This window comes from Ruegeria sp. BHSC026, assembly GCF_059613065.1.
The window spans coordinates 1-17,549 of sequence record NZ_JBXWRV010000009.1 but is presented as its reverse complement, the minus strand read 5'-3'; the positions used below and the strand labels follow the sequence as shown (position 1 = coordinate 17,549).

Sequence of the window (17,549 nt, the reverse complement as noted above, 5' to 3'; positions counted from 1 at the left end):
CCGCTGTCACGTTGACACTAGCCCCCTACTAGTCCACTATACTCTTGATTAGACGGTCTGTTCTTGTGGTGAGTGAACAGATGCAGGTCGCCCTCAAGGTATTTTCAGTGTGTCTTCAGTCCCGGCCCGGTGCGCAAGCGCCGGGCTATTTGCGAGTTGAGAAGTTTCTCTATCGCAAGTTCGCATGCCAAGCAACGCATTTGTATGCGCAACATCGGAACTGCAACCATAGGGATAGTGAGGTTCCGTTGGGTTCCGCCACACGAAGAACGGGGGCCGCGTGGCCCCCGTCTGCTGAAGTGGTCTGCGCGGTATCAGCCGATCGCCACGGCCCGGATATCTTCGTCGATGAAAGGCAAGTACTGCTCGAAATTCTCAGCGAACATCTGCACCAGCTTTTCGGCCTGTTTGTCGAAGGCGGCCTGATCATCCCATGTCCGGCGCGGATCCAGCAGCACTTCGGGGACGCCCGGTACCGCCACCGGTACATCAAAACCGAAATTGGCATCCTTGCGGTATTCCGCGTCGGCCAGCGAGCCGTCCAGAGCTGCGGTCAGCAGGGCGCGGGTGGCCTTGATCGGCATCCGGCTGCCTACACCGTAGGCGCCGCCGGTCCAGCCGGTGTTCACCAGCCAGCAGGTGGCGCCGTGCTGGGCGATCTTGTCGCGAAGCAACTTACCGTATTCCTCGGGGCGGCGCGGCATGAACGGGGCGCCGAAGCAGGTCGAGAAGGTGGGTTGCGGCTCGGTCACGCCGCGCTCGGTTCCGGCGACCTTCGAGGTGAAGCCCGACAGGAAGTGGTACATTGCCTGCGCCGGGGTCAGCCGCGCGATGGGAGGCAGCACGCCGAAGGCATCGCAGGTCAGCATGATAATGTTCTTCGGATGGCCGCCCAAAGCGGTTTTCGACGCGTTCGAGATGTATTCCAGCGGATAGGCGCAGCGCATGTTCGCGGTCAGGCTGTCATCGTCGAAATCAAGTTCCCGGGTCTCGGGGTCAAAAACCATGTTCTCGACCACGGTGCCGAATTTCGAGGTGGTCGCGTAGATCTCGGGTTCGGCCTCGGGGTTTAGGTTGATGGTCTTGGCATAGCAGCCGCCTTCGAAGTTGAAGGTGCCGCGGTCGGACCAGCCGTGTTCGTCATCACCGATCAGAACGCGCGCCGGGTCCGCCGACAAAGTGGTCTTTCCGGTGCCCGACAAGCCAAAGAACACGGCTGTGTCGACCGGGTTGCCGACAGCGTGGTTGGCCGAGCAGTGCATCGGCATCACACCTTTTTCCGGCAGCAGGTAGTTGAGCAGCGTGAACACGGATTTCTTGTTCTCGCCGGCGTATTCGGTGCCGCCGATCAGAATCAGTTTGCGGTCGAAGTTCAACGCGATCACGGTTTCGCTGCGGCAGTCGTGCCGGGCCGGATCCGCCTTGAAGCTGGGGCAATTGATGACGGTGAAATCGGCGACGAACTCATCCAGGTCCTCGCGGTCGGGGCGGCGCAGCATGTGGCGGATGAACAGGCTGTGCCAGGCCAGCTCGGTGACCATGCGCACGTTGATCGCATAGGTGGGATCGGCCCCACCGACCAGATCCTGCACGAAGTAATCCTTGCCCCGCATGTGCGCCAGCATGTCGTCGTAAAGGGCGTCAAAGCCCTCGGAGCTCATGGCGGCGTTGTTTTCCCACCAGATGCTGTCGGCCACGCTGTCGGTCTTGACCACATGCTTGTCCTTTGGTGAGCGGCCGGTGAACTTGCCGGTCGAGACCAGGAAGGCCCCGCCGTTGCCCAGCGTGCCTTCGCCCCGTTTGAGGGCCTCTTCGATCAGCGCCGGTTCGATGAAGTTGTAATAGACATTGCCCAGACCCCCGATGCCCTGATCTTCGAGGCGAAATTGCGGGTTAACCCGTCCAGATGTCATGCGTGTCTTCTCCTGTGGCGGCGCCGGAAAAATCCTTCAGCGCACTTTGGGCATTTTTGCCGGGAAACCGGCGGATGCTCGTGTCTTAACATGGGCGCCAAAGGCATGAACAGGACGGTTTGGCACAGTTAGCGCCATCACATCCAAGTTTAGCGCAACCACGAATTTCCTGTCGGAAAGCGCGACCACTTTCGGCCATCCGTTACGACCTTTTTGTCTCAGCTTCGTGAACAATGTGGCGCGATTCGTACATCCGGATTGATTCGCGGCCTTAAAAAAGCCAAGAATGCCCTACAAAAGCACAAGATAACTTCAGTGAGCAGGTAGAGGGCAGCCCTATGTCTAAGATTGCACTGGTGGACGACGATCGGAATATCCTTACGTCCGTGTCCATGACGCTCGAGGCCGAGGGATTCGAGGTCGAAACCTACAATGACGGGCAGGCCGCCCTGGATGCGTTCAACAAGAAACTGCCCGACATGGCGGTTCTGGACATCAAGATGCCCCGGATGGACGGCATGGACCTGTTACAGCGTCTGCGTCAGAAAACCCAGATGCCGGTCATCTTCCTGACCTCGAAGGACGACGAGATCGACGAGGTTCTGGGTCTGCGCATGGGGGCGGATGACTATGTGAAAAAGCCGTTCTCGCAACGTCTTCTAGTCGAACGGATCCGCGCCTTGCTGCGCCGGCAGGAAGCGATCTCGGGCGATGCGTCGGCGTCGGCGCCCGGCGAGACCAAGGTCATGGAACGGGGCCACCTGCGGATGGACCCGTTGCGCCACGCGGTCAGCTGGAAAGGCACGGACGTGTCCCTGACGGTGACCGAGTTCCTGTTGCTGCAAGCCTTGGCCCAGCGGCCGGGTTTCGTCAAAAGCCGCGATCAGCTGATGGATGTGGCCTATGACGATCAGGTCTATGTGGACGACCGCACGATCGACAGCCATATCAAGCGTCTGCGCAAGAAAATGCGCGCGGCCGATCCAGAATTTTCGGCCATCGAGACGCTTTATGGCATAGGATACCGGTACAACGAAGAATAAGCCGGACTGGCTTTAGCAAAGGTGATTGGGTTTCGTGAGGGACACCCAGCAGGGCAGCGAAATGCGCGACGGTGGCGTCGTATTGGGGGATGACTGGGTCATCCCACAGGACCCCGAATCGGCCGAATTGCGCGCGCGTCGCTCGCGCCGGACGCTGTTCACGTTGCGCAACTCGCCGCTGGCCCGCAAGATCATCACGTTCAACCTGATCGCCCTGGTGACCCTCGTCGCCGGTCTTTTGTATCTGGATGACTCCCGGGCCGAGCGGGTCCAGCAGACGGCACGCGACCTGATCGGCGACGCTAAGTTGGTGTCGAATGTCTTTGAAGCCCAACTGCGGCGGACCGAGGGCGCTCGGGCGACGGCGGATTTGAACATCAAGGACACGCTGTCGTTGCTCAGCATACCCGAAGGCGGCGAGGTATTCGTCTATGATGACACAGGTACGCTGATCGGATGGACGCGGGGCGAATCATCCGTGGCCAGGGTGCCGGGGCTGATCCCGACCGAGGCCGATGCGCCCACGGGCAGCACTCTGATCAGTGACGCCCTGAACGCGGTTTGGAACGGGTTGTACAAGGTCTTCACCGGTGCGGCGCAGGATCAGGCCCCGACGCTGGCCCAGCGCGTTCAGGAAATCGTGCCTGGCGCACTGAACGGCCAGTTGCAGGTGCAGGCGGTTAGCGACGTCATGGGCGACACGGTGATCGTCGCGGCTTCGCCGATCCTGCAGGCCGGGGATCCGATCGGTGCCGTTGCCATCACCGGTCCGCCCGGCGAGATCGACGCGCTGGCCCGCAAGGAGCAGGAGCGCATCCTCCAGATGTTCGTCGTCGCATTGCTGGTTTCGATCGGCCTCAGTCTTGTTCTGGCTTCGACCATCGCCAACCCGCTGGCCGATCTGGCTGCGGCGGCCGAGATGGGCAAGGATCGGGGCACGGGTGTCAATCCGGGGCGCATCCGCATGCCCGACCTCAGCGCCCGCCCGGACGAGATCGGACGCCTGAGCCGGGCTCTGCGTGGCATGGTGACGGCGCTGTACAATCGCATCGACGCCAACGAGCAGTTCGCGGCCGACGTCGCCCACGAGATCAAGAACCCGCTGGCCAGCCTGCAATCGGCCGTCGGCACCCTGCGGATGGTCAAGCGCGACGACCAGCGCGAGAAACTGCTGGGCGTGATCGAACATGACGTTCGGCGGCTGGACCGGCTGGTCAGCGACATTTCGAACGCTTCGCGTCTGGATGCCGAACTGGTCAAGGAAGAGGAGCAGCCCTTCGATCTGCTCAAGCTGCTGGGCAACATCGGACAATATCTGGGTGAGGACGCCCGGTCGAAGGGGATCGACTACATCACCGATCTGCCGGCGAAGCCGATCATCGTCAACGGGCTCGAGGCGCGTCTGGCCCAGGTGTTCGTCAACCTGATCACCAACGCCATTTCGTTCTGCGACAAGGGGGACGCGATCCGTGTCTGGGTGCGGCAGCGCGAAAACCGGGTGTTGGTCGTGGTCGAGGATACCGGGCCCGGCATTCCCGATCAGGCGCTGACAAAGGTGTTCAAGCGTTTCTATTCGCAACGCCCGCCCGAGCATTTCGGCAACAACTCGGGGCTGGGACTGGCGATTTCCAAGCAGATCGTCGAAGCCCATGGCGGCGTAATCTGGGCCGAGAACATCCGGCCGACCGACGCCGACCCGACATCGGATCCGTTGGGCGCGCGCTTTGTCGTGGGCCTGCCCGTCTGACCCATGGGCATCGGAGATCTTCCGCAGGACCCGGTCGCAGGCAGGGTGGTCGTGCATGGCTCGTGCGTCGCGGTCGGCGGGTACGGGGCTCTGATCCTAGGGCGTTCGGGCGCGGGGAAATCCGCGCTGGCTTTGCAGATGATGGCCCATGGCGCCTGGCTGGTCGGCGATGACCGGATCGCCCTGTGGCTGCACGGGCACCACGTGATGGCCGATGGGGTTGACCCAGTACGCGGCCTGATCGAGGCGCGCGGCATCGGGCTGCTGCGCGCCGAGGTAGCCAAGACCACGCCCGTGCGCTGGTTGGTCGATCTGGACCGTCCCGAACCCAAGCGCCTGCCCGAACCGATGCGGTTTCCTCTGTTGGGGCAGTCCTTGCCCTTGCTTCGGGCCGCCGACACGCCCAATCTGGCGGCAGCCTTGATGCAACTGATGAAGATGGGACGAGTCGACCCGCAATGGCCCAGCAAATGAACACGCAGCGCCGCGTTGTCCTGGTGACCGGCCCCTCCGGAGCCGGGCGTTCGACCGCCATCCACGTGCTTGAGGACCTGGGCTATGAGGCCATCGACAACCTGCCCATGGGTCTGCTCATGCGGTTGATGGAGGGGCCCGGCCCCACCCGCCCCCTTGCGCTGGGCATCGATGCGCGCAACCGTGATTTCTCGACCATCGGCTTCATCGAACTGGTCGCCAAGCTGGGTCGTATGGCGCAGGTGGATCTGACCACGCTGTACTTGGATTGCAGCGACGAGGTGCTGCTGCGGCGGTTTTCGGAAACCCGGCGACGCCACCCGGTCGCGGCGGATGCCAGCCCCGAAACCGGCATCCACCAGGAAAAAGAGCTGTTGGCCCCCATCCGAGAGGTCGCGGATACACTGATCGATACCAGCACGCTGAACATCCATCAGCTGCGCGAAGAGGTCGAACGCTGGTTCGCCCCGGAAGGGGGGCGACACCTTGCGGTTTCGATCGAGTCGTTCTCATACAAGCGGGGGCTGCCCCGGGGACTCGATATGGTGTTCGACTGCCGGTTTCTGGCCAACCCCTACTGGCGCCCCGAACTTCGCTCGGCGGATGGTCGAAATCCGGACGTGGCAGCCTATGTACAGTCTGACATGAACTATGCTCCGTTTTTCGAGCGGGTCGTCGACCTGCTGCAGGTTCTGCTGCCGGCCTTTCGGGCCGAGGGAAAAGCCCATCTGTCGGTCGCCTTCGGATGCACCGGAGGACAGCATCGGTCGGTCGCGGTGGCCGAGGCCGTTGCAAAGGCCCTTGCGGACAGGGGCCAGCCGGTGGCAACTAGGCACCGGGAAATGGAACGTCGATCGTTGAATGTGAGGCCGGATTGATCGGAATTGTAATCGTGGCGCATGGCGGATTGGCACAGGAATACCTGGCGGCCATGCAGCATGTCGTAGGCCGGCAACCCGGGCTGGTGGCGATCGCGATCGAGCCGGATCATGACCGCGAGGAAAAACAGGCCGAGATCTGCCGCGCTGCCGATGCGGTGGATGTCGGCGATGGCGTGGTCGTCGTGACCGATCTGTTCGGGGGCAGTCCATCGAATCTCAGCCTGCGGGCCTGTGCGCCGCAGGACCGGCGAATCCTCTACGGAGCCAACCTCCCGATGCTGATCAAGCTGGCCAAAAGCCGCCACCTGCCCGTAGGCGATGCCGTTCGCCAGGCGATGGAGGCTGGACGAAAGTACATCAATACGCAAAATGTGACGCTGGACTGAGACCGGATCGAATGGACATGGCCACCAGAACTTTGAAAATCATCAATGAAAAAGGGCTGCACGCGCGCGCGTCGGCCAAGCTGGTCGAGGTGGTCGAAGGCTTTGACGCCCGCGCCGAGGTGTCGAAGGACGGTTTGTCCGCTTCGGGCGACAGCATCATGGGGCTTTTGATGTTGGCAGCCTCGCGCGGAACCACTATTGACGTCGAAACCTCCGGGCCGGATGCTGAGGCGTTGGCGGATGCGTTGGAAGCCCTGGTGAACGACAAGTTCGGCGAAGGGTACTGAGCCCGGCACCGCGACACAGGAACGGGAAGACCAGGAATTGGCGGAAACCACGCACGAAACCAAGACAAGCCCGGTTGCGGATGGGGCGTCGCAACAGGGCGAAGTCTACGACCGCAGAACGCTGACCTACGCAAATTCTTTCGACGATCCCTGGACCGCGACCGCGATCAAGGCGATCGAGTGGTGCACGGGCAAGCTCACCATCCTGCGGATGGTCAACAAGTTCGAAAAGCAGAACGAGAACTACCGTGGCCAGAAGTTCTGGGGCGGCGCGCTCAGGACCATGGGCATCGACCTGACCACGCCCGAGGACCAGATCGCGCGCATTCCCAAGGAAGGTCCGGTCGTGGTTGTCGCCAACCACCCGCACGGGATGGTGGATGGCATGATCCTAGCAGAACTTATCGGTCGCGTTCGCCAGGACTATCGTATCCTGACCCGCTCAGTCTTGACCGGGCTCGACGAGGCGGCGACCTCCTTCATGATCCCGGTGCCGTTCCCGCATGACCCTGAAGCCCAGCCCAAGATGCTCGAGATGCGCGCCAAGGCGATGGAACATCTGAAGAACGGGGGAGTCGTCGCCCTGTTTCCGTCGGGGGTAGTGATGTCATCTGACACCTGGTTCGGACCTGCGCAGGAACGTGAATGGAACGTGTTCACCGCCAAGATGATCCGCCGGTCCGGGGCCAGGATCCTGCCGATCTTCTTCCCGGGAAGCAACTCCCGCTGGTACCAGATCGCCAACAAACTGTCGCCGATTCTGCGTCAGGGCCTCTTGCTGCACGAAATCGTCCGCTCCTGCAACAAGCCGCAATCGCCGGTAATCGGAGAGCCGATTTCCGATGCTGACATGGAGCTGCTTGAACGAGACCCCCGTGGCTTCATGGCCTGGCTGCGCCAGCACACCTTGGCGCTCGGCCAATCGCGCACTTCGTGACCCTCGAGTTCATCTGGCCATAAATATCCCGGGGGTGAGCCCGGATGAAATCCGGGCGAGGGGGCTGGCCCCCTTGTTCCGTCAGCGTGTGGGAACGGGCACCTCGCCGCGATAGTCATAGAACCCGCGGTCGGTCTTGCGCCCCAACCATCCTGCCTCGACATATTTCGTCAGCAACGGGCATGGGCGGTATTTGGTGTCCGCCAGCCCGTCATGCAAAACGTTCATGATGGCCAGGCAGGTGTCCAGCCCGATGAAATCGGCCAGTTCCAATGGCCCCATCGGATGGTTGGCACCCAGTTTCATCGACTGGTCGATCGACTGCACGCTGCCCACCCCTTCATACAGCGTATAAACCGCCTCGTTGATCATCGGCATCAGGATGCGGTTTACGATGAAGGCCGGAAAATCCTCGGCGCTGGCGGCGGTCTTTCCCAACCGGTCCACCACCGTCTTGCAGGTGGCAAAGGTCTCTTCGTCGGTGGCGATCCCCCGAATCAGCTCGACCAGTTGCATCACCGGGACCGGGTTCATGAAATGGAAGCCCATGAAACGTTCCGGCCGGTCTGTCCGGCTGGCCAGCCGCGTGATCGAAATCGACGAGGTGTTCGACGTCAGAATTGTGTGCGGCAGAAGGTGCGGTTGCAGGTCTTCAAATATGGCCTGTTTGATCGTCTCGCGCTCGGTCGCGGCCTCGATCACCAGGTCGGTTTTGCCGATGTCGGGCAGGTTCAGCGTGGTTTTGATCTTGGACAGTGCCGCCTGCATGTCGTCTTCGGTGATTTTCCCACGCGAAACCTGCCGGGCCATGTTGCCGCTGATCGTTTCAAGCGCCGAATCCAGCGCCTCTTTGCTGATGTCGTTCAACAGAACGTCATACCCAGCCAACGCCATGACATGAGCGATTCCATTGCCCATCTGACCAGCGCCGATCACTCCGACTGATTTCACGTCCATGCTGAGCTGCCTTTTGCGTTGAGGTTCAGGGGCGACCTTATCGGCAGTCCGGGCAGGGCGGCAAGGGGCAGTGACCTGTAGAATTCGCGTAAAAGTCGACCATTGAGATTTTCTTAGTACCTGTGGCCCGACAATGGCATCCGGGTGAAGAAAATGGGTGGATGACATGAGTTATCACGAATCCGGCGCGCTGAGCGCCGAAGAGCCGCTGTGCCGCTATGCAGGCTCGGAGCGATGGTATCGCGGGCCAAAACTGGCACTGGACCGACCATATCTGGCCTGCGTTGGCGCCGATGAAACCTTTGGCCGTTTCGTTGCGCGCCCATTTCCGTCTGTCCTCGACGACAAGCTCGACATGCCATGCATCAACCTAGGCAGCCTGTTTTGCGGAGTCGACGGGCTGACGCTGGACACCTGTCTACTGGACCTAATGAACAACGCCAAGACATGTGTTTTGCAGCTGCCGGGGATTCTGGGCCAAACCAACCCTTTCTATAGGGTGCACGTCCGGCGCAATGACAGGGTGCTTGAAGCGACTGCGGATCTGCGCGCGCTCTACCCCGAGGTGGATTTCGCCGAAATCCACTTCGTCCGACATCTGATTTTGCGACTGGCCGAGTTTCAGGATGCCCGCTTCGAAATGGTGGCAGACTCGCTGAGGCGGGGCTGGCTGACCAAGCTGAGCGATTTTCTGACCGAGGTAAAACCGCCGGTCGTCCTGTTGTGGTTGGACATGGTGCACAGCCCCGACGCGCAGCACCTCAGCCTGCCGGAAACGGTGAAGGTCTCCGCCTCGATGGTCTCGGAACTGGCGCGGCACTGTGCTGGGAAGATCGAGATGGAGGTGCGCCCATCGGGTGAGTCTGACGATCTCGAGGATATGCTTTTCGGCACGATGCAGCAGCCGATGGCGGAGTACATGATCGGACCGGCCACGCATCGCGCTATTGCCGAGCGGTTGCTGTCCGCGATCCGGGATCTGGACTGAGAAAGGCCCGCCAATCGGCGGGCCTTGATCGTTTCGAAGTCGGGCTTTTTCAGGCCAGCTTTTCGGTAAGCTCCGGCACGGCCTGGAACAGGTCGGCGACCAGGCCGTAATCGGCCACCTGGAAGATAGGAGCCTCTTCGTCCTTGTTGATCGCGACGATGATCTTCGAATCCTTCATGCCAGCCAGGTGCTGGATCGCGCCCGAGATGCCAACCGCGATGTACAGATCCGGTGCCACGACCTTGCCGGTCTGACCCACCTGCCAGTCGTTGGGGGCATAACCCGAGTCAACTGCGGCACGCGAGGCACCAACCGCCGCGCCCAGCTTGTCGGCCAGGGCTTCGATCAGTTTGAAGTCTTCTTCCGAGCCGACGCCGCGGCCGCCCGACACCACGGCCTTGGCCGAGGTCAGCTCGGGGCGGTCGCTTTCGGCGACCTTGTCTTCGACCCATTCCGACAGGCCGGGGTTTTCACCGACCGATACGGTCTCGACCGGGGCCGAGCCGCCTTCGCCGGCCGCATCAAAGCTGGCGGTGCGGAAGGTGATGACCTTCTTGGGATCGTTCGACTTGACGGTCTGGATCGCGTTGCCCGCGTAGATCGGGCGCTCGAAGGTCGAGCCATCCACCACGCCCGACGCGTCCGAGATCACCATCACGTCCAGCAGCGCGGCCACGCGCGGCATGACGTTCTTGGCGTCGGTGGTTGCCGGCGCCACGATATGCTCATAGCCGTCGGCCAGGCTGACGATCAGCGCGGCGGTCGATTCGGCCAGACGGTGGCCCAGCGACGGGTCTTCGGCGACCAGCACCTTGGACACGCCGTCGATCTTGGCGGCGGCTTCGCCGGCAGCGGCGGCCGAGCCGCCCGCGGCCAGAACGGTCACGTCACCCAGCTTCTTGGCAGCGGTGACCGCCTTGGCGGTTGCGTCCATAGCCAGTTCGCCATTGTTGACTTCGGCAAGCAGAAGTACAGACATTACACAGCCCCCGCTTCTTTGAGTTTCCCGACCAGCTCGTCGACCGAGCCCACGATGATGCCAGCGGCGCGTGCCGGCGGCTCTTCGGTCTTGACGACTTCGAGGCGCGGCGTGACGTCGACGCCGTAATCGGCGGCGGTTTTTTCATCCAGCGGCTTTTTCTTAGCCTTCATGATATTCGGCAGCGACGCATAGCGCGGCTCGTTCAGGCGCAGGTCGACGGTGACGATGGCGGGCATCTTCACGCTGATGGTCTGCAGACCGCCGTCAACTTCACGCGTGACCTTGGCGGTGTCGCCTTCGATGTCCAGCTCAGACGCGAAGGTGCCCTGGCTCCAGCCCAGCAGTGCCGCCAGCATCTGGCCGGTGGCGTTCATGTCGTTGTCGATCGCCTGCTTGCCGCACAGCACCAGGCCCGGCTGCTCTTCCTCGACTACCTTGGCCAGGATCTTGGCGACGGCCAGCGGTTCGATGTCCTGGTGGACGTCATCCGCGGCGACCACCAGAATGGCGCGGTCTGCACCCATCGCCAGCGCGGTGCGCAGCGTTTCCTGCGCCTGCTTGACGCCGATCGAAACGGCCACAACCTCGTCGGCCTTGCCGGCTTCTTTCAGGCGGATCGCCTCTTCGACGGCAATCTCGTCGAACGGGTTCATCGACATTTTGACATTGGCGAGATCAACACCGCTGCCGTCCGCCTTGACGCGAACTTTCACGTTGTAGTCGATCACGCGCTTGACAGGCACAAGTACCTTCATTTTTGCGTACGCTCCTTACAAAAACGGCAAGCCGCAATGCGACTCCACCAATGCTCTCGTCGGCCTAGATAGCGCCTTGCGGGGCGTCGGGACAGGGCAAAATCGTCACGTCATGTCGTGGGGACGTCGCGTTTCACGCTTTTTGACGTGAAGGAACGAAATATTGTTACCCGGCCGATGGGCGGTTTTGCCGCGCCGGATGGTGCGAAAACGCATTCAAGAGTCTAGGGTTCCAGCGGTTTGCGCCCGCCCTCCGGGCCGGCGCTTCGCTATTCCGGTCGCCACACCGTCCACTGGACGTTGTGGCGCTTTCAGCGGTTCGCGCCCGGAACCCACAAGACGTCATCGTGGCCGCCGTTGTTGGCGCAGCGGGCTGCCACGAAGAACCAGTCGCTGAGGCGGTTGAGGTATTTCACCGCGGCCTCGTTCACCGGCTCCATGTTGGTGAGTTCGACGGCCAGGCGCTCGGCGCGCCGCGAGACGGTGCGGCAGACATGCAGATGCGCCGCCAGCTTTGATCCGCCCGGCAGGATGAAGCTGCGCAACGGTTCGAGGTCGGCATTCATCGCGTCAATTTCCGTTTCCAGACGGTCGATCTGGGCCGGGGCGATCCGCAGGGGCGGGTAATCGGCCTCGGCGTCTTTTTCCATGTCGGGGCGGCACAGGTCAGCGCCCAGGTCGAACAAATCGTTCTGGATGCGGGCGAGCGCCGCATCGACCTCGCCCTCGGCCTCGGTGCGAGCCACGCCGACAAAGGCATTCAGCTCGTCCACAGTGCCATAGGCCGCCACGCGGCCCGAGTATTTCGCAACCCGTTCGCCATTGCCCAGCGCGGTTTTGCCATCGTCCCCGGTGCGGGTATAAATCTTGTTCAGAACGACCATCTACTGCACTCCCTGTCCACGCAAATAGACGTAGAGCACGATCAGCACCACGGCAATGAATTGAAACAGGATGCGCAGCCGCATCATCTTGTTGCTTTTCTTGGCGGCCTCCATGCCGCCCTTGCCGAAATTGGCCACACCAAGCGCCAGCACGACGACGACCGCCGCCATCGCCAAAAGCAGCACACCCATCAAGATATCCATTTCGCCCTCATTCGCGCCTTTGTTCCGTTGCCGAACCATCTAGCCGGACAGGCGGTAAAAGCGAACGGGTAATTTCGCCTCAGATGCGGGACAGGATCCGGTCGATGGCGCCGGTCGGCAGCACGCGCCGCAGATAGCCGGCAATGTAAGTGGGTGTCGTGACATAGTAGCGCGCCTTGGGCGATTTCGCCTCGAGCGCGCGCGCCAGCTTGTTCGTTACGGCCGAGGCGGGCAACTCGAACCGGTCGGGGCCGCTGTCCTCGTAGAGCCGTTTGAGCAGCGCGCCCTCGTATTTCTCACGTAGGGCCGAGTTTTCCCAGTCGATGAACCGTTCGAAGATCGGAATGGCCTTCTCGCGCAGCTTCGAGGTGACCGGGCCGGGTTCGATCAGAATGACCTTGATGCCGGTGTCGCGCAGTTCCAGCCGCAGCGTGTCGGTCAGGCCTTCGATGGCGTATTTCGTGGCCACATAGGCACCGCGCCACGGAAAGGCGACCAGCCCCAGAACCGACGAGTTCTGGACGATGCGGCCATGCCCCTGCGCACGCATGACGGGAATCACCTGACGCGTCAGTTCGTGCCAGCCGAATACATTGGTTTCGAAGATATGGCGCATGCCTTCGGTCGGTACGTCCTCGACGGCGCCGGGAAGCCCATGTGCTCCGTTGTTGAACAGCGCATCCAGCGCGCCGCCCGTGGCCTCCAAAACCTCGGCAAGGCCAGCCGTGATGCTGGCGGTGTCGGTATAGTCGATGCGTGGGCTGTCAAAGCCTTGGGCACGCAGGCGGTCGCAATCGCGCTGCTGCCGACACGCGGCAAAAACGCGCCAGCCGCGTGCACGCATTCCGTGTGCCGCGTCCAGCCCAATACCCGAGGAGCACCCGGTAATGAGGATGGATTTCTGCATGTCGCTCCCGTGGCTTTCCGTCAGCAACAGCTATTGCGGGGAACATGGCAGGGCAATGACGGCATCGCGTCAATTCGCGGTTTTGCGGATCAATGAGGCGGAAATCCATCCGACCTGTTGCGCGGGCAACACGCGCAGGCGCAGCCAGCCGGTGCCCGAGTCGCTCAGCACTTCGACCTTCTGGCCCATCCGGGCCTTGCCGATGATCGGATAGATCGTGCCCGGGCCGTCGCGCATATTTACTCGTGTGCCGGACACTTCGCGAATGTCCTTGGGTGCGGGTGCCACTTGGGTTGGTGTGGCCTCGGGGCCGACGGGCGTCTCGCGCAGCGCCGGGGGTGGGGTCTCATCAAGCGATGCCAGCGAGAAGGTCTGGCCCTGGCTTTCCAGGCCCGCAAGGGACGCGCCCATTCCGGCGGCGACCTGCGCCAACACGGCGCTTGCATCGGGTGTCTGCGCGACGGGCAGCGGCTCCGGCCTTGGCTCGACCGGTTTTGCAGGGCGCTCAACGGCGCGGGTTACAAGCTCCGTCGGCTTCGCGGCGACCAAGCGGTCAGCGGTTCGGGCTTGGGTAACCAGACTGTGCGTGGCAGCGCGTGTGCCGCGCGGCTCGAAATCGGGGCCTCCGCTCATCACGTAGAAGGCCCAGCCCAAGGCGGCGAAGGTAACAACAATCAGGCGCGTCATGGCGCATCCCCCGGCAATCGCATCAACAAAGAAATCGGCAGCATTCAATGGTTGAGATACTACCATAATCGCGCGCCCGAGTCGAAAGTCGGGGGAAATCGCGGGGTTGGGTCCCCCTGTTGCAAAAAGCCGGACTTGTCCCCAGCAAAATATGCGCTGATTGCTTTACCAAGGGCGTCGGGCATCGTATCACATCATCTATGAACGACACGATTGACGACCCCAATATGGAGGCCCCCGACGCGGGGGGCGAGGTGGCGGAGCCGCTGCGCCGGGCAATTGGCGAGCGTTATCTGACCTATGCGCTTTCGACCATCATGCACCGGGCCTTGCCCGATGCGCGTGACGGATTGAAGCCGGTTCACCGGCGAATCCTCTACGCGATGCGCGAGTTGCGACTCAGTTCCTCGGGCGGGTTCCGCAAGTCGGCCAAGATCTCGGGGGACGTGATGGGTAACTACCACCCGCATGGTGACGCCGCGATCTATGACGCGATGGCGCGCCTGGCGCAGGATTTCAACGTCCGCTACCCGCTGGTGGATGGGCAGGGCAATTTCGGCAATATCGACGGCGACAACCCGGCGGCCTCGCGCTATACCGAGGCGCGGATGACCATCGTTGCCGAGGCGCTGCTGGAGGGGCTCGACGAGGATGCCGTCGATTTCCGCGACAACTACGACGGCACGCTGCAGGAACCGGTGGTGCTGCCGGCGACCTTCCCAAACCTGCTGGCCAATGGCGCGTCGGGGATCGCCGTAGGCATGGCCACGAACATCCCGCCGCACAACATCGCCGAGCTGTGCGACGCCTGCCTGCATCTGATCAAGACGCCCGACGCACGTGACGACACGCTGCTGAACTATGTGCCGGGGCCGGATTTCCCCACCGGCGGCGTGATCGTCGAGCCGCCCGAGAACATCGCCCAGGCCTATCGCACCGGGCGCGGCTCGTTCCGGCTGCGCTGCAAATATGAAATCGAGGATCTGGGCCGCGGCCAGTGGCAGATCGTGGTCACCGAGATCCCGTATCAGGTCCAGAAATCCAAGCTGATCGAAAAGCTCGCCGAGCTGATCCAGACCAAGAAGATCCCGATCCTGGGCGATGTGCGCGACGAATCCGCCGACGACATCCGCCTGATCCTCGAGCCGCGTTCGAAAAACGTGGACCCCGAGGTGCTGATGAACATGCTCTACCGCAACTCGGATCTCGAGCTGCGGTTCAGCCTGAACATGAACGTGCTGATCGACGGGGTGACGCCCAAGGTCTGCTCGATGAAGGAGGTGCTGCGCGCCTTCCTCGATCACCGGCAAGAGGTGCTGCTGCGCCGCTCGCGTCACCGGATGGCCAAGATCGACCACCGGTTGGAGGTGTTGGAGGGCTTCATCGTCGCCTTCCTGAACCTTGATCGGGTGATCGACATCATCCGCTATGACGACGACCCCAAGGCCGCCCTGATGCGCGAGAACTGGGGCATCGACCATGTCCGCGCCTCCAGCGAGGCCGACTATGTCTCGCCCGCGCCGGGCGAGGGCGAGTTGACCGAGGTTCAGGTCGACGCGATCCTGAACATGCGTCTGCGCAGCCTCCGCCGCCTCGAAGAGATGGAGCTGATCCGCGAGCGCGACAAGCTGATGGAGGAACGTGCCGATCTTGAGGATCTGCTGGCCGACGAGTCCCTGCAATGGGCGCGGATCGCCGAGCAGATCAAGGAGACCAAGAAGAAGTTCGGCAAGGATTACGAGGGCGGTGCCCGCCGCACCCGCTTTGCCGAGGCCGGCGCGGTCGAAGAGGTGCCGCTCGAGGCGATGATCGACCGCGAACCGATCACGGTGGTCTGTTCCCAGATGGGCTGGATCCGCGCGATGACCGGCCATATCGACTTGAACCGCGAACTGAAGTTCAAGGACGGCGACGGGCCGCGTTTCATCTTCCACGCGGAAACCACCGACCGGCTGCTGATCTTTGCCTCGAACGGGCGGGTCTACACGGTCAGCGCCGCGAACCTGCCCGGCGGGCGGGGCATGGGCGAGCCGCTGCGCCTGATGGTCGATCTGCCCAACGAGGCGCAGATCGTCGACATCCTGATCCACAAGCCGGGGCGCAAGCTGCTTGTGGCCTCGGATGCGGGCAACGGATTCATCGTGCCCGAGGATGAGGTTCTGGCCCAGACCCGCAACGGCAAACAAGTGTTGAACGTCAAGGATGACGAGCGCGCGGTGATCTGCAAACCGGTCGCGGGCGACCACGTCGCCGTGGTGTCGCAGAACGGCAAGTTCTTGGTGTTCCCAGTCTCGGAACTGCCCGAGATGACGCGGGGCAAGGGCGTGCGTCTGCAGAAATACAACATGGCGCGGGGCCGGCAGGGCACTCTGGAACTGGATGGCGGCCTGTCCGACCTGACCACCTTCAACTGGGAAGAGGGTCTGAAATGGTCGATGGGCGGCGACAAGACCCGGCACGAGCCTGACATGTCGCCGTGGCTGGCCAAGCGGGCCAGCGTCGGGAAAAAGCCGCCCTACGGCTTCCCGCGCGACTACAAGTTCTCGTGATGCGGTTGCGGCCTGCAGGCGAAAACTGCCGATACGGCTTGGCACAGGCCGCATCGGTGCGCTAGATCAGGAAAAAACAGGCCCTATCGAGACGGAACCCATGCGCAAACTGCTGATACTTTTTGCCGGACTGGCCATGATCGGGGCCTGCACCCAGACGTTGGTTGACGAGGCGCCCGAGGACCTTGGCGCCTTCAAGCTGCGGGTCAACTATGCCTATGCGGAAAAGGCGGTACAAGGACCGGTGAGCCGGGACGCGACCCCGCAGGAATGGGTGGATGCGATCCAGAAGGCCGTGGACATCCGGCTGGGCCGGTATCAGGGCACCCAGGAATATGATATCGGCATCAGCCTCGAAGGGTACATGCTGGCGCCGCCGGGCATCCCGGTGATTTACAACCCCAAGAGCACCGCCATCGTCCTAGTCAATGTCTATGATGTGGGCAAGAAGCAGTTCCTGGCCAAGGGCAAGCAATTCCAAGTGCTGGAAGACACCACCAGTGACAGTGCGGTCGTGGGGTCGGGCAACAGCCGCACCCGCGAAGAGCAGATGAGCGGGTTGGCCCTCAAGATCGCCGACCGGGTCGAGGAATGGCTGGCCGAAGAACACAAAGAAAACGGTTGGTTCGACCCGCGGCCGGGGCTGATCCAGCCGCTTGAGTCGGGCGAGGCCATACAAAATCCGGCCTGACGCCCGTTTTCCTGATGGTTGTGCTTGATTTTCCGTTGTGAACCCAATATCTCGCGCGCGCAGATGCAAACCGGGACCAAGGGTCCCCCAAACCGCAAAGGGCGCCTGAGGAATGGCAAAGGAAAAGTTTGAGCGTACAAAACCGCACGTCAACATCGGCACGATCGGCCACGTTGACCACGGCAAGACGACGCTGACCGCAGCGATCACCAAGTATTTCGGCGACTTCAAGGCGTATGACCAGATTGACGGTGCGCCGGAAGAGAAGGCGCGCGGC

Annotated in this window: 19 protein-coding genes; 11 read left to right on the top strand and 8 right to left on the bottom strand. The window is 62.2% G+C overall.

The genetic code is table 11. The features are described from left to right. Window positions 1-314: 314 nt before the first annotated feature. Window positions 315-1,913, bottom strand: a complete 1,599-nt coding sequence (locus AC2FME_RS12260) for a phosphoenolpyruvate carboxykinase (RefSeq protein ID WP_496800563.1) — start codon at window positions 1,911-1,913, stop codon at window positions 315-317. A gap of 338 nt (window positions 1,914-2,251) precedes the next feature. Here AC2FME_RS12260 and AC2FME_RS12255 point away from each other — a divergent pair, with 338 nt between their 5' ends. The 7 genes from AC2FME_RS12255 (at window position 2,252) to AC2FME_RS12225 (ending at window position 7,668) form a co-directional block, all read left to right on the top strand. After that, window positions 2,252-2,956, top strand: a complete 705-nt coding sequence (locus tag AC2FME_RS12255) for a response regulator (protein WP_496679258.1) — start codon at window positions 2,252-2,254, stop codon at window positions 2,954-2,956. A 61-nt stretch (window positions 2,957-3,017) separates the two neighbouring features. After that, the gene (locus AC2FME_RS12250; protein ID WP_496800613.1) at window positions 3,018-4,703 is read left to right on the top strand and encodes an ATP-binding protein; all 1,686 of its coding nucleotides are present in this window, start codon (window positions 3,018-3,020) and stop codon (window positions 4,701-4,703) included. Window positions 4,704-4,706: 3 nt separating this feature from the next. After that, window positions 4,707-5,177 (top strand): HPr kinase/phosphorylase, encoded by a 471-nt coding sequence (locus AC2FME_RS12245; protein WP_496800562.1) that lies wholly within the window; start codon window positions 4,707-4,709, stop codon window positions 5,175-5,177. Then, window positions 5,162-6,055 (top strand): RNase adapter RapZ, encoded by an 894-nt coding sequence (rapZ, locus tag AC2FME_RS12240; protein ID WP_496741945.1) that lies wholly within the window; start codon window positions 5,162-5,164, stop codon window positions 6,053-6,055. The genes AC2FME_RS12245 and rapZ overlap by 16 nt, the downstream gene beginning before the upstream one ends. After that, a complete protein-coding gene (locus tag AC2FME_RS12235) occupies window positions 6,052-6,444 on the top strand; it encodes a PTS sugar transporter subunit IIA (RefSeq protein WP_496679251.1) in 393 nt (130 codons plus the stop codon). Before rapZ ends, AC2FME_RS12235 begins: the two co-directional genes overlap by 4 nt. A gap of 17 nt (window positions 6,445-6,461) precedes the next feature. Further along, on the top strand, window positions 6,462-6,731 hold the full coding sequence (locus AC2FME_RS12230) for an HPr family phosphocarrier protein (RefSeq protein ID WP_040634596.1): 270 nt from the start codon (window positions 6,462-6,464) through the stop codon (window positions 6,729-6,731). A gap of 37 nt (window positions 6,732-6,768) precedes the next feature. After that, window positions 6,769-7,668 (top strand): lysophospholipid acyltransferase family protein, encoded by a 900-nt coding sequence (locus AC2FME_RS12225; protein ID WP_496688827.1) that lies wholly within the window; start codon window positions 6,769-6,771, stop codon window positions 7,666-7,668. Window positions 7,669-7,749: 81 nt separating this feature from the next. Here AC2FME_RS12225 and AC2FME_RS12220 read toward each other — a convergent pair whose 3' ends face one another. After that, the gene (locus AC2FME_RS12220; RefSeq protein WP_496679247.1) at window positions 7,750-8,625 is read right to left on the bottom strand and encodes a 3-hydroxybutyryl-CoA dehydrogenase; all 876 of its coding nucleotides are present in this window, start codon (window positions 8,623-8,625) and stop codon (window positions 7,750-7,752) included. Between the two features lie 166 nt (window positions 8,626-8,791). Here AC2FME_RS12220 and AC2FME_RS12215 point away from each other — a divergent pair, with 166 nt between their 5' ends. Next, entirely contained in the window at window positions 8,792-9,613 is an 822-nt protein-coding gene (locus tag AC2FME_RS12215) for a DUF6473 family protein (RefSeq protein WP_496800561.1), read from the top strand. Window positions 9,614-9,662: 49 nt separating this feature from the next. Here AC2FME_RS12215 and AC2FME_RS12210 read toward each other — a convergent pair whose 3' ends face one another. The 6 genes from AC2FME_RS12210 to AC2FME_RS12185 form a co-directional block, all read right to left on the bottom strand. After that, window positions 9,663-10,592 carry an electron transfer flavoprotein subunit alpha/FixB family protein gene (locus tag AC2FME_RS12210; RefSeq protein WP_496800560.1) on the bottom strand — a complete coding sequence of 310 codons (930 nt, stop codon included), beginning with the start codon at window positions 10,590-10,592 and terminating at the stop codon, window positions 9,663-9,665. Continuing rightward, complete coding sequence (locus tag AC2FME_RS12205) at window positions 10,592-11,350, bottom strand: electron transfer flavoprotein subunit beta/FixA family protein (protein ID WP_496679244.1); 759 nt, start codon at window positions 11,348-11,350, stop codon at window positions 10,592-10,594. The genes AC2FME_RS12210 and AC2FME_RS12205 overlap by 1 nt, the downstream gene beginning before the upstream one ends. A gap of 311 nt (window positions 11,351-11,661) precedes the next feature. Continuing rightward, entirely contained in the window at window positions 11,662-12,234 is a 573-nt protein-coding gene (locus tag AC2FME_RS12200; protein ID WP_496688832.1) for a cob(I)yrinic acid a,c-diamide adenosyltransferase, read from the bottom strand. Then, window positions 12,235-12,438 (bottom strand): twin transmembrane helix small protein, encoded by a 204-nt coding sequence (locus tag AC2FME_RS12195; protein WP_040634599.1) that lies wholly within the window; start codon window positions 12,436-12,438, stop codon window positions 12,235-12,237. 79 nt (window positions 12,439-12,517) lie between these two features. Beyond that, window positions 12,518-13,345: an SDR family NAD(P)-dependent oxidoreductase gene (locus AC2FME_RS12190; RefSeq protein ID WP_496800559.1), complete on the bottom strand. Its 828-nt coding sequence runs from the start codon at window positions 13,343-13,345 to the stop codon at window positions 12,518-12,520. A gap of 69 nt (window positions 13,346-13,414) precedes the next feature. Then, complete coding sequence (locus AC2FME_RS12185) at window positions 13,415-14,032, bottom strand: SH3 domain-containing protein (RefSeq protein ID WP_496800558.1); 618 nt, start codon at window positions 14,030-14,032, stop codon at window positions 13,415-13,417. Between the two features lie 200 nt (window positions 14,033-14,232). On the opposite strand from AC2FME_RS12185, the gene AC2FME_RS12180 reads away from it, so the two are divergent. The 3 genes from AC2FME_RS12180 to AC2FME_RS12170 form a co-directional block, all read left to right on the top strand. Further along, a complete protein-coding gene (locus AC2FME_RS12180; RefSeq protein WP_496800557.1) occupies window positions 14,233-16,581 on the top strand; it encodes a DNA topoisomerase IV subunit A in 2,349 nt (782 codons plus the stop codon). A 100-nt stretch (window positions 16,582-16,681) separates the two neighbouring features. Beyond that, a complete protein-coding gene (locus AC2FME_RS12175) occupies window positions 16,682-17,272 on the top strand; it encodes a hypothetical protein (RefSeq protein ID WP_496800556.1) in 591 nt (196 codons plus the stop codon). A 112-nt stretch (window positions 17,273-17,384) separates the two neighbouring features. Beyond that, on the top strand, window positions 17,385-17,549 hold a 165-nt coding region (locus tag AC2FME_RS12170; RefSeq protein ID WP_480860237.1), incomplete at its 3' end, for a GTP-binding protein.

Bases quoted from the DNA above. Each gene is read 5' to 3' on its own strand.
- AC2FME_RS12260 (WP_496800563.1), bottom strand. From the start codon at position 1,913: ATGACATCTGGACGGGTTAACCCGCAATTTCGCCTCGAAGATCAGGGC.
- AC2FME_RS12255 (WP_496679258.1), top strand. From the start codon at position 2,252: ATGTCTAAGATTGCACTGGTGGACGACGATCGGAATATCCTTACGTCC.
- AC2FME_RS12250 (WP_496800613.1), top strand. From the start codon at position 3,018: ATGCGCGACGGTGGCGTCGTATTGGGGGATGACTGGGTCATCCCACAG.
- AC2FME_RS12245 (WP_496800562.1), top strand. From the start codon at position 4,707: ATGGGCATCGGAGATCTTCCGCAGGACCCGGTCGCAGGCAGGGTGGTC.
- rapZ (WP_496741945.1), top strand. From the start codon at position 5,162: ATGGCCCAGCAAATGAACACGCAGCGCCGCGTTGTCCTGGTGACCGGC.
- AC2FME_RS12230 (WP_040634596.1), top strand. From the start codon at position 6,462: ATGGCCACCAGAACTTTGAAAATCATCAATGAAAAAGGGCTGCACGCG.
- AC2FME_RS12220 (WP_496679247.1), bottom strand. From the start codon at position 8,625: ATGGACGTGAAATCAGTCGGAGTGATCGGCGCTGGTCAGATGGGCAAT.
- AC2FME_RS12215 (WP_496800561.1), top strand. From the start codon at position 8,792: ATGAGTTATCACGAATCCGGCGCGCTGAGCGCCGAAGAGCCGCTGTGC.
- AC2FME_RS12210 (WP_496800560.1), bottom strand. From the start codon at position 10,592: ATGTCTGTACTTCTGCTTGCCGAAGTCAACAATGGCGAACTGGCTATG.
- AC2FME_RS12205 (WP_496679244.1), bottom strand. From the start codon at position 11,350: ATGAAGGTACTTGTGCCTGTCAAGCGCGTGATCGACTACAACGTGAAA.
- AC2FME_RS12200 (WP_496688832.1), bottom strand. From the start codon at position 12,234: ATGGTCGTTCTGAACAAGATTTATACCCGCACCGGGGACGATGGCAAA.
- AC2FME_RS12195 (WP_040634599.1), bottom strand. From the start codon at position 12,438: ATGGATATCTTGATGGGTGTGCTGCTTTTGGCGATGGCGGCGGTCGTC.
- AC2FME_RS12190 (WP_496800559.1), bottom strand. From the start codon at position 13,345: ATGCAGAAATCCATCCTCATTACCGGGTGCTCCTCGGGTATTGGGCTG.
- AC2FME_RS12185 (WP_496800558.1), bottom strand. From the start codon at position 14,032: ATGACGCGCCTGATTGTTGTTACCTTCGCCGCCTTGGGCTGGGCCTTC.
- AC2FME_RS12180 (WP_496800557.1), top strand. From the start codon at position 14,233: ATGAACGACACGATTGACGACCCCAATATGGAGGCCCCCGACGCGGGG.
- AC2FME_RS12175 (WP_496800556.1), top strand. From the start codon at position 16,682: ATGCGCAAACTGCTGATACTTTTTGCCGGACTGGCCATGATCGGGGCC.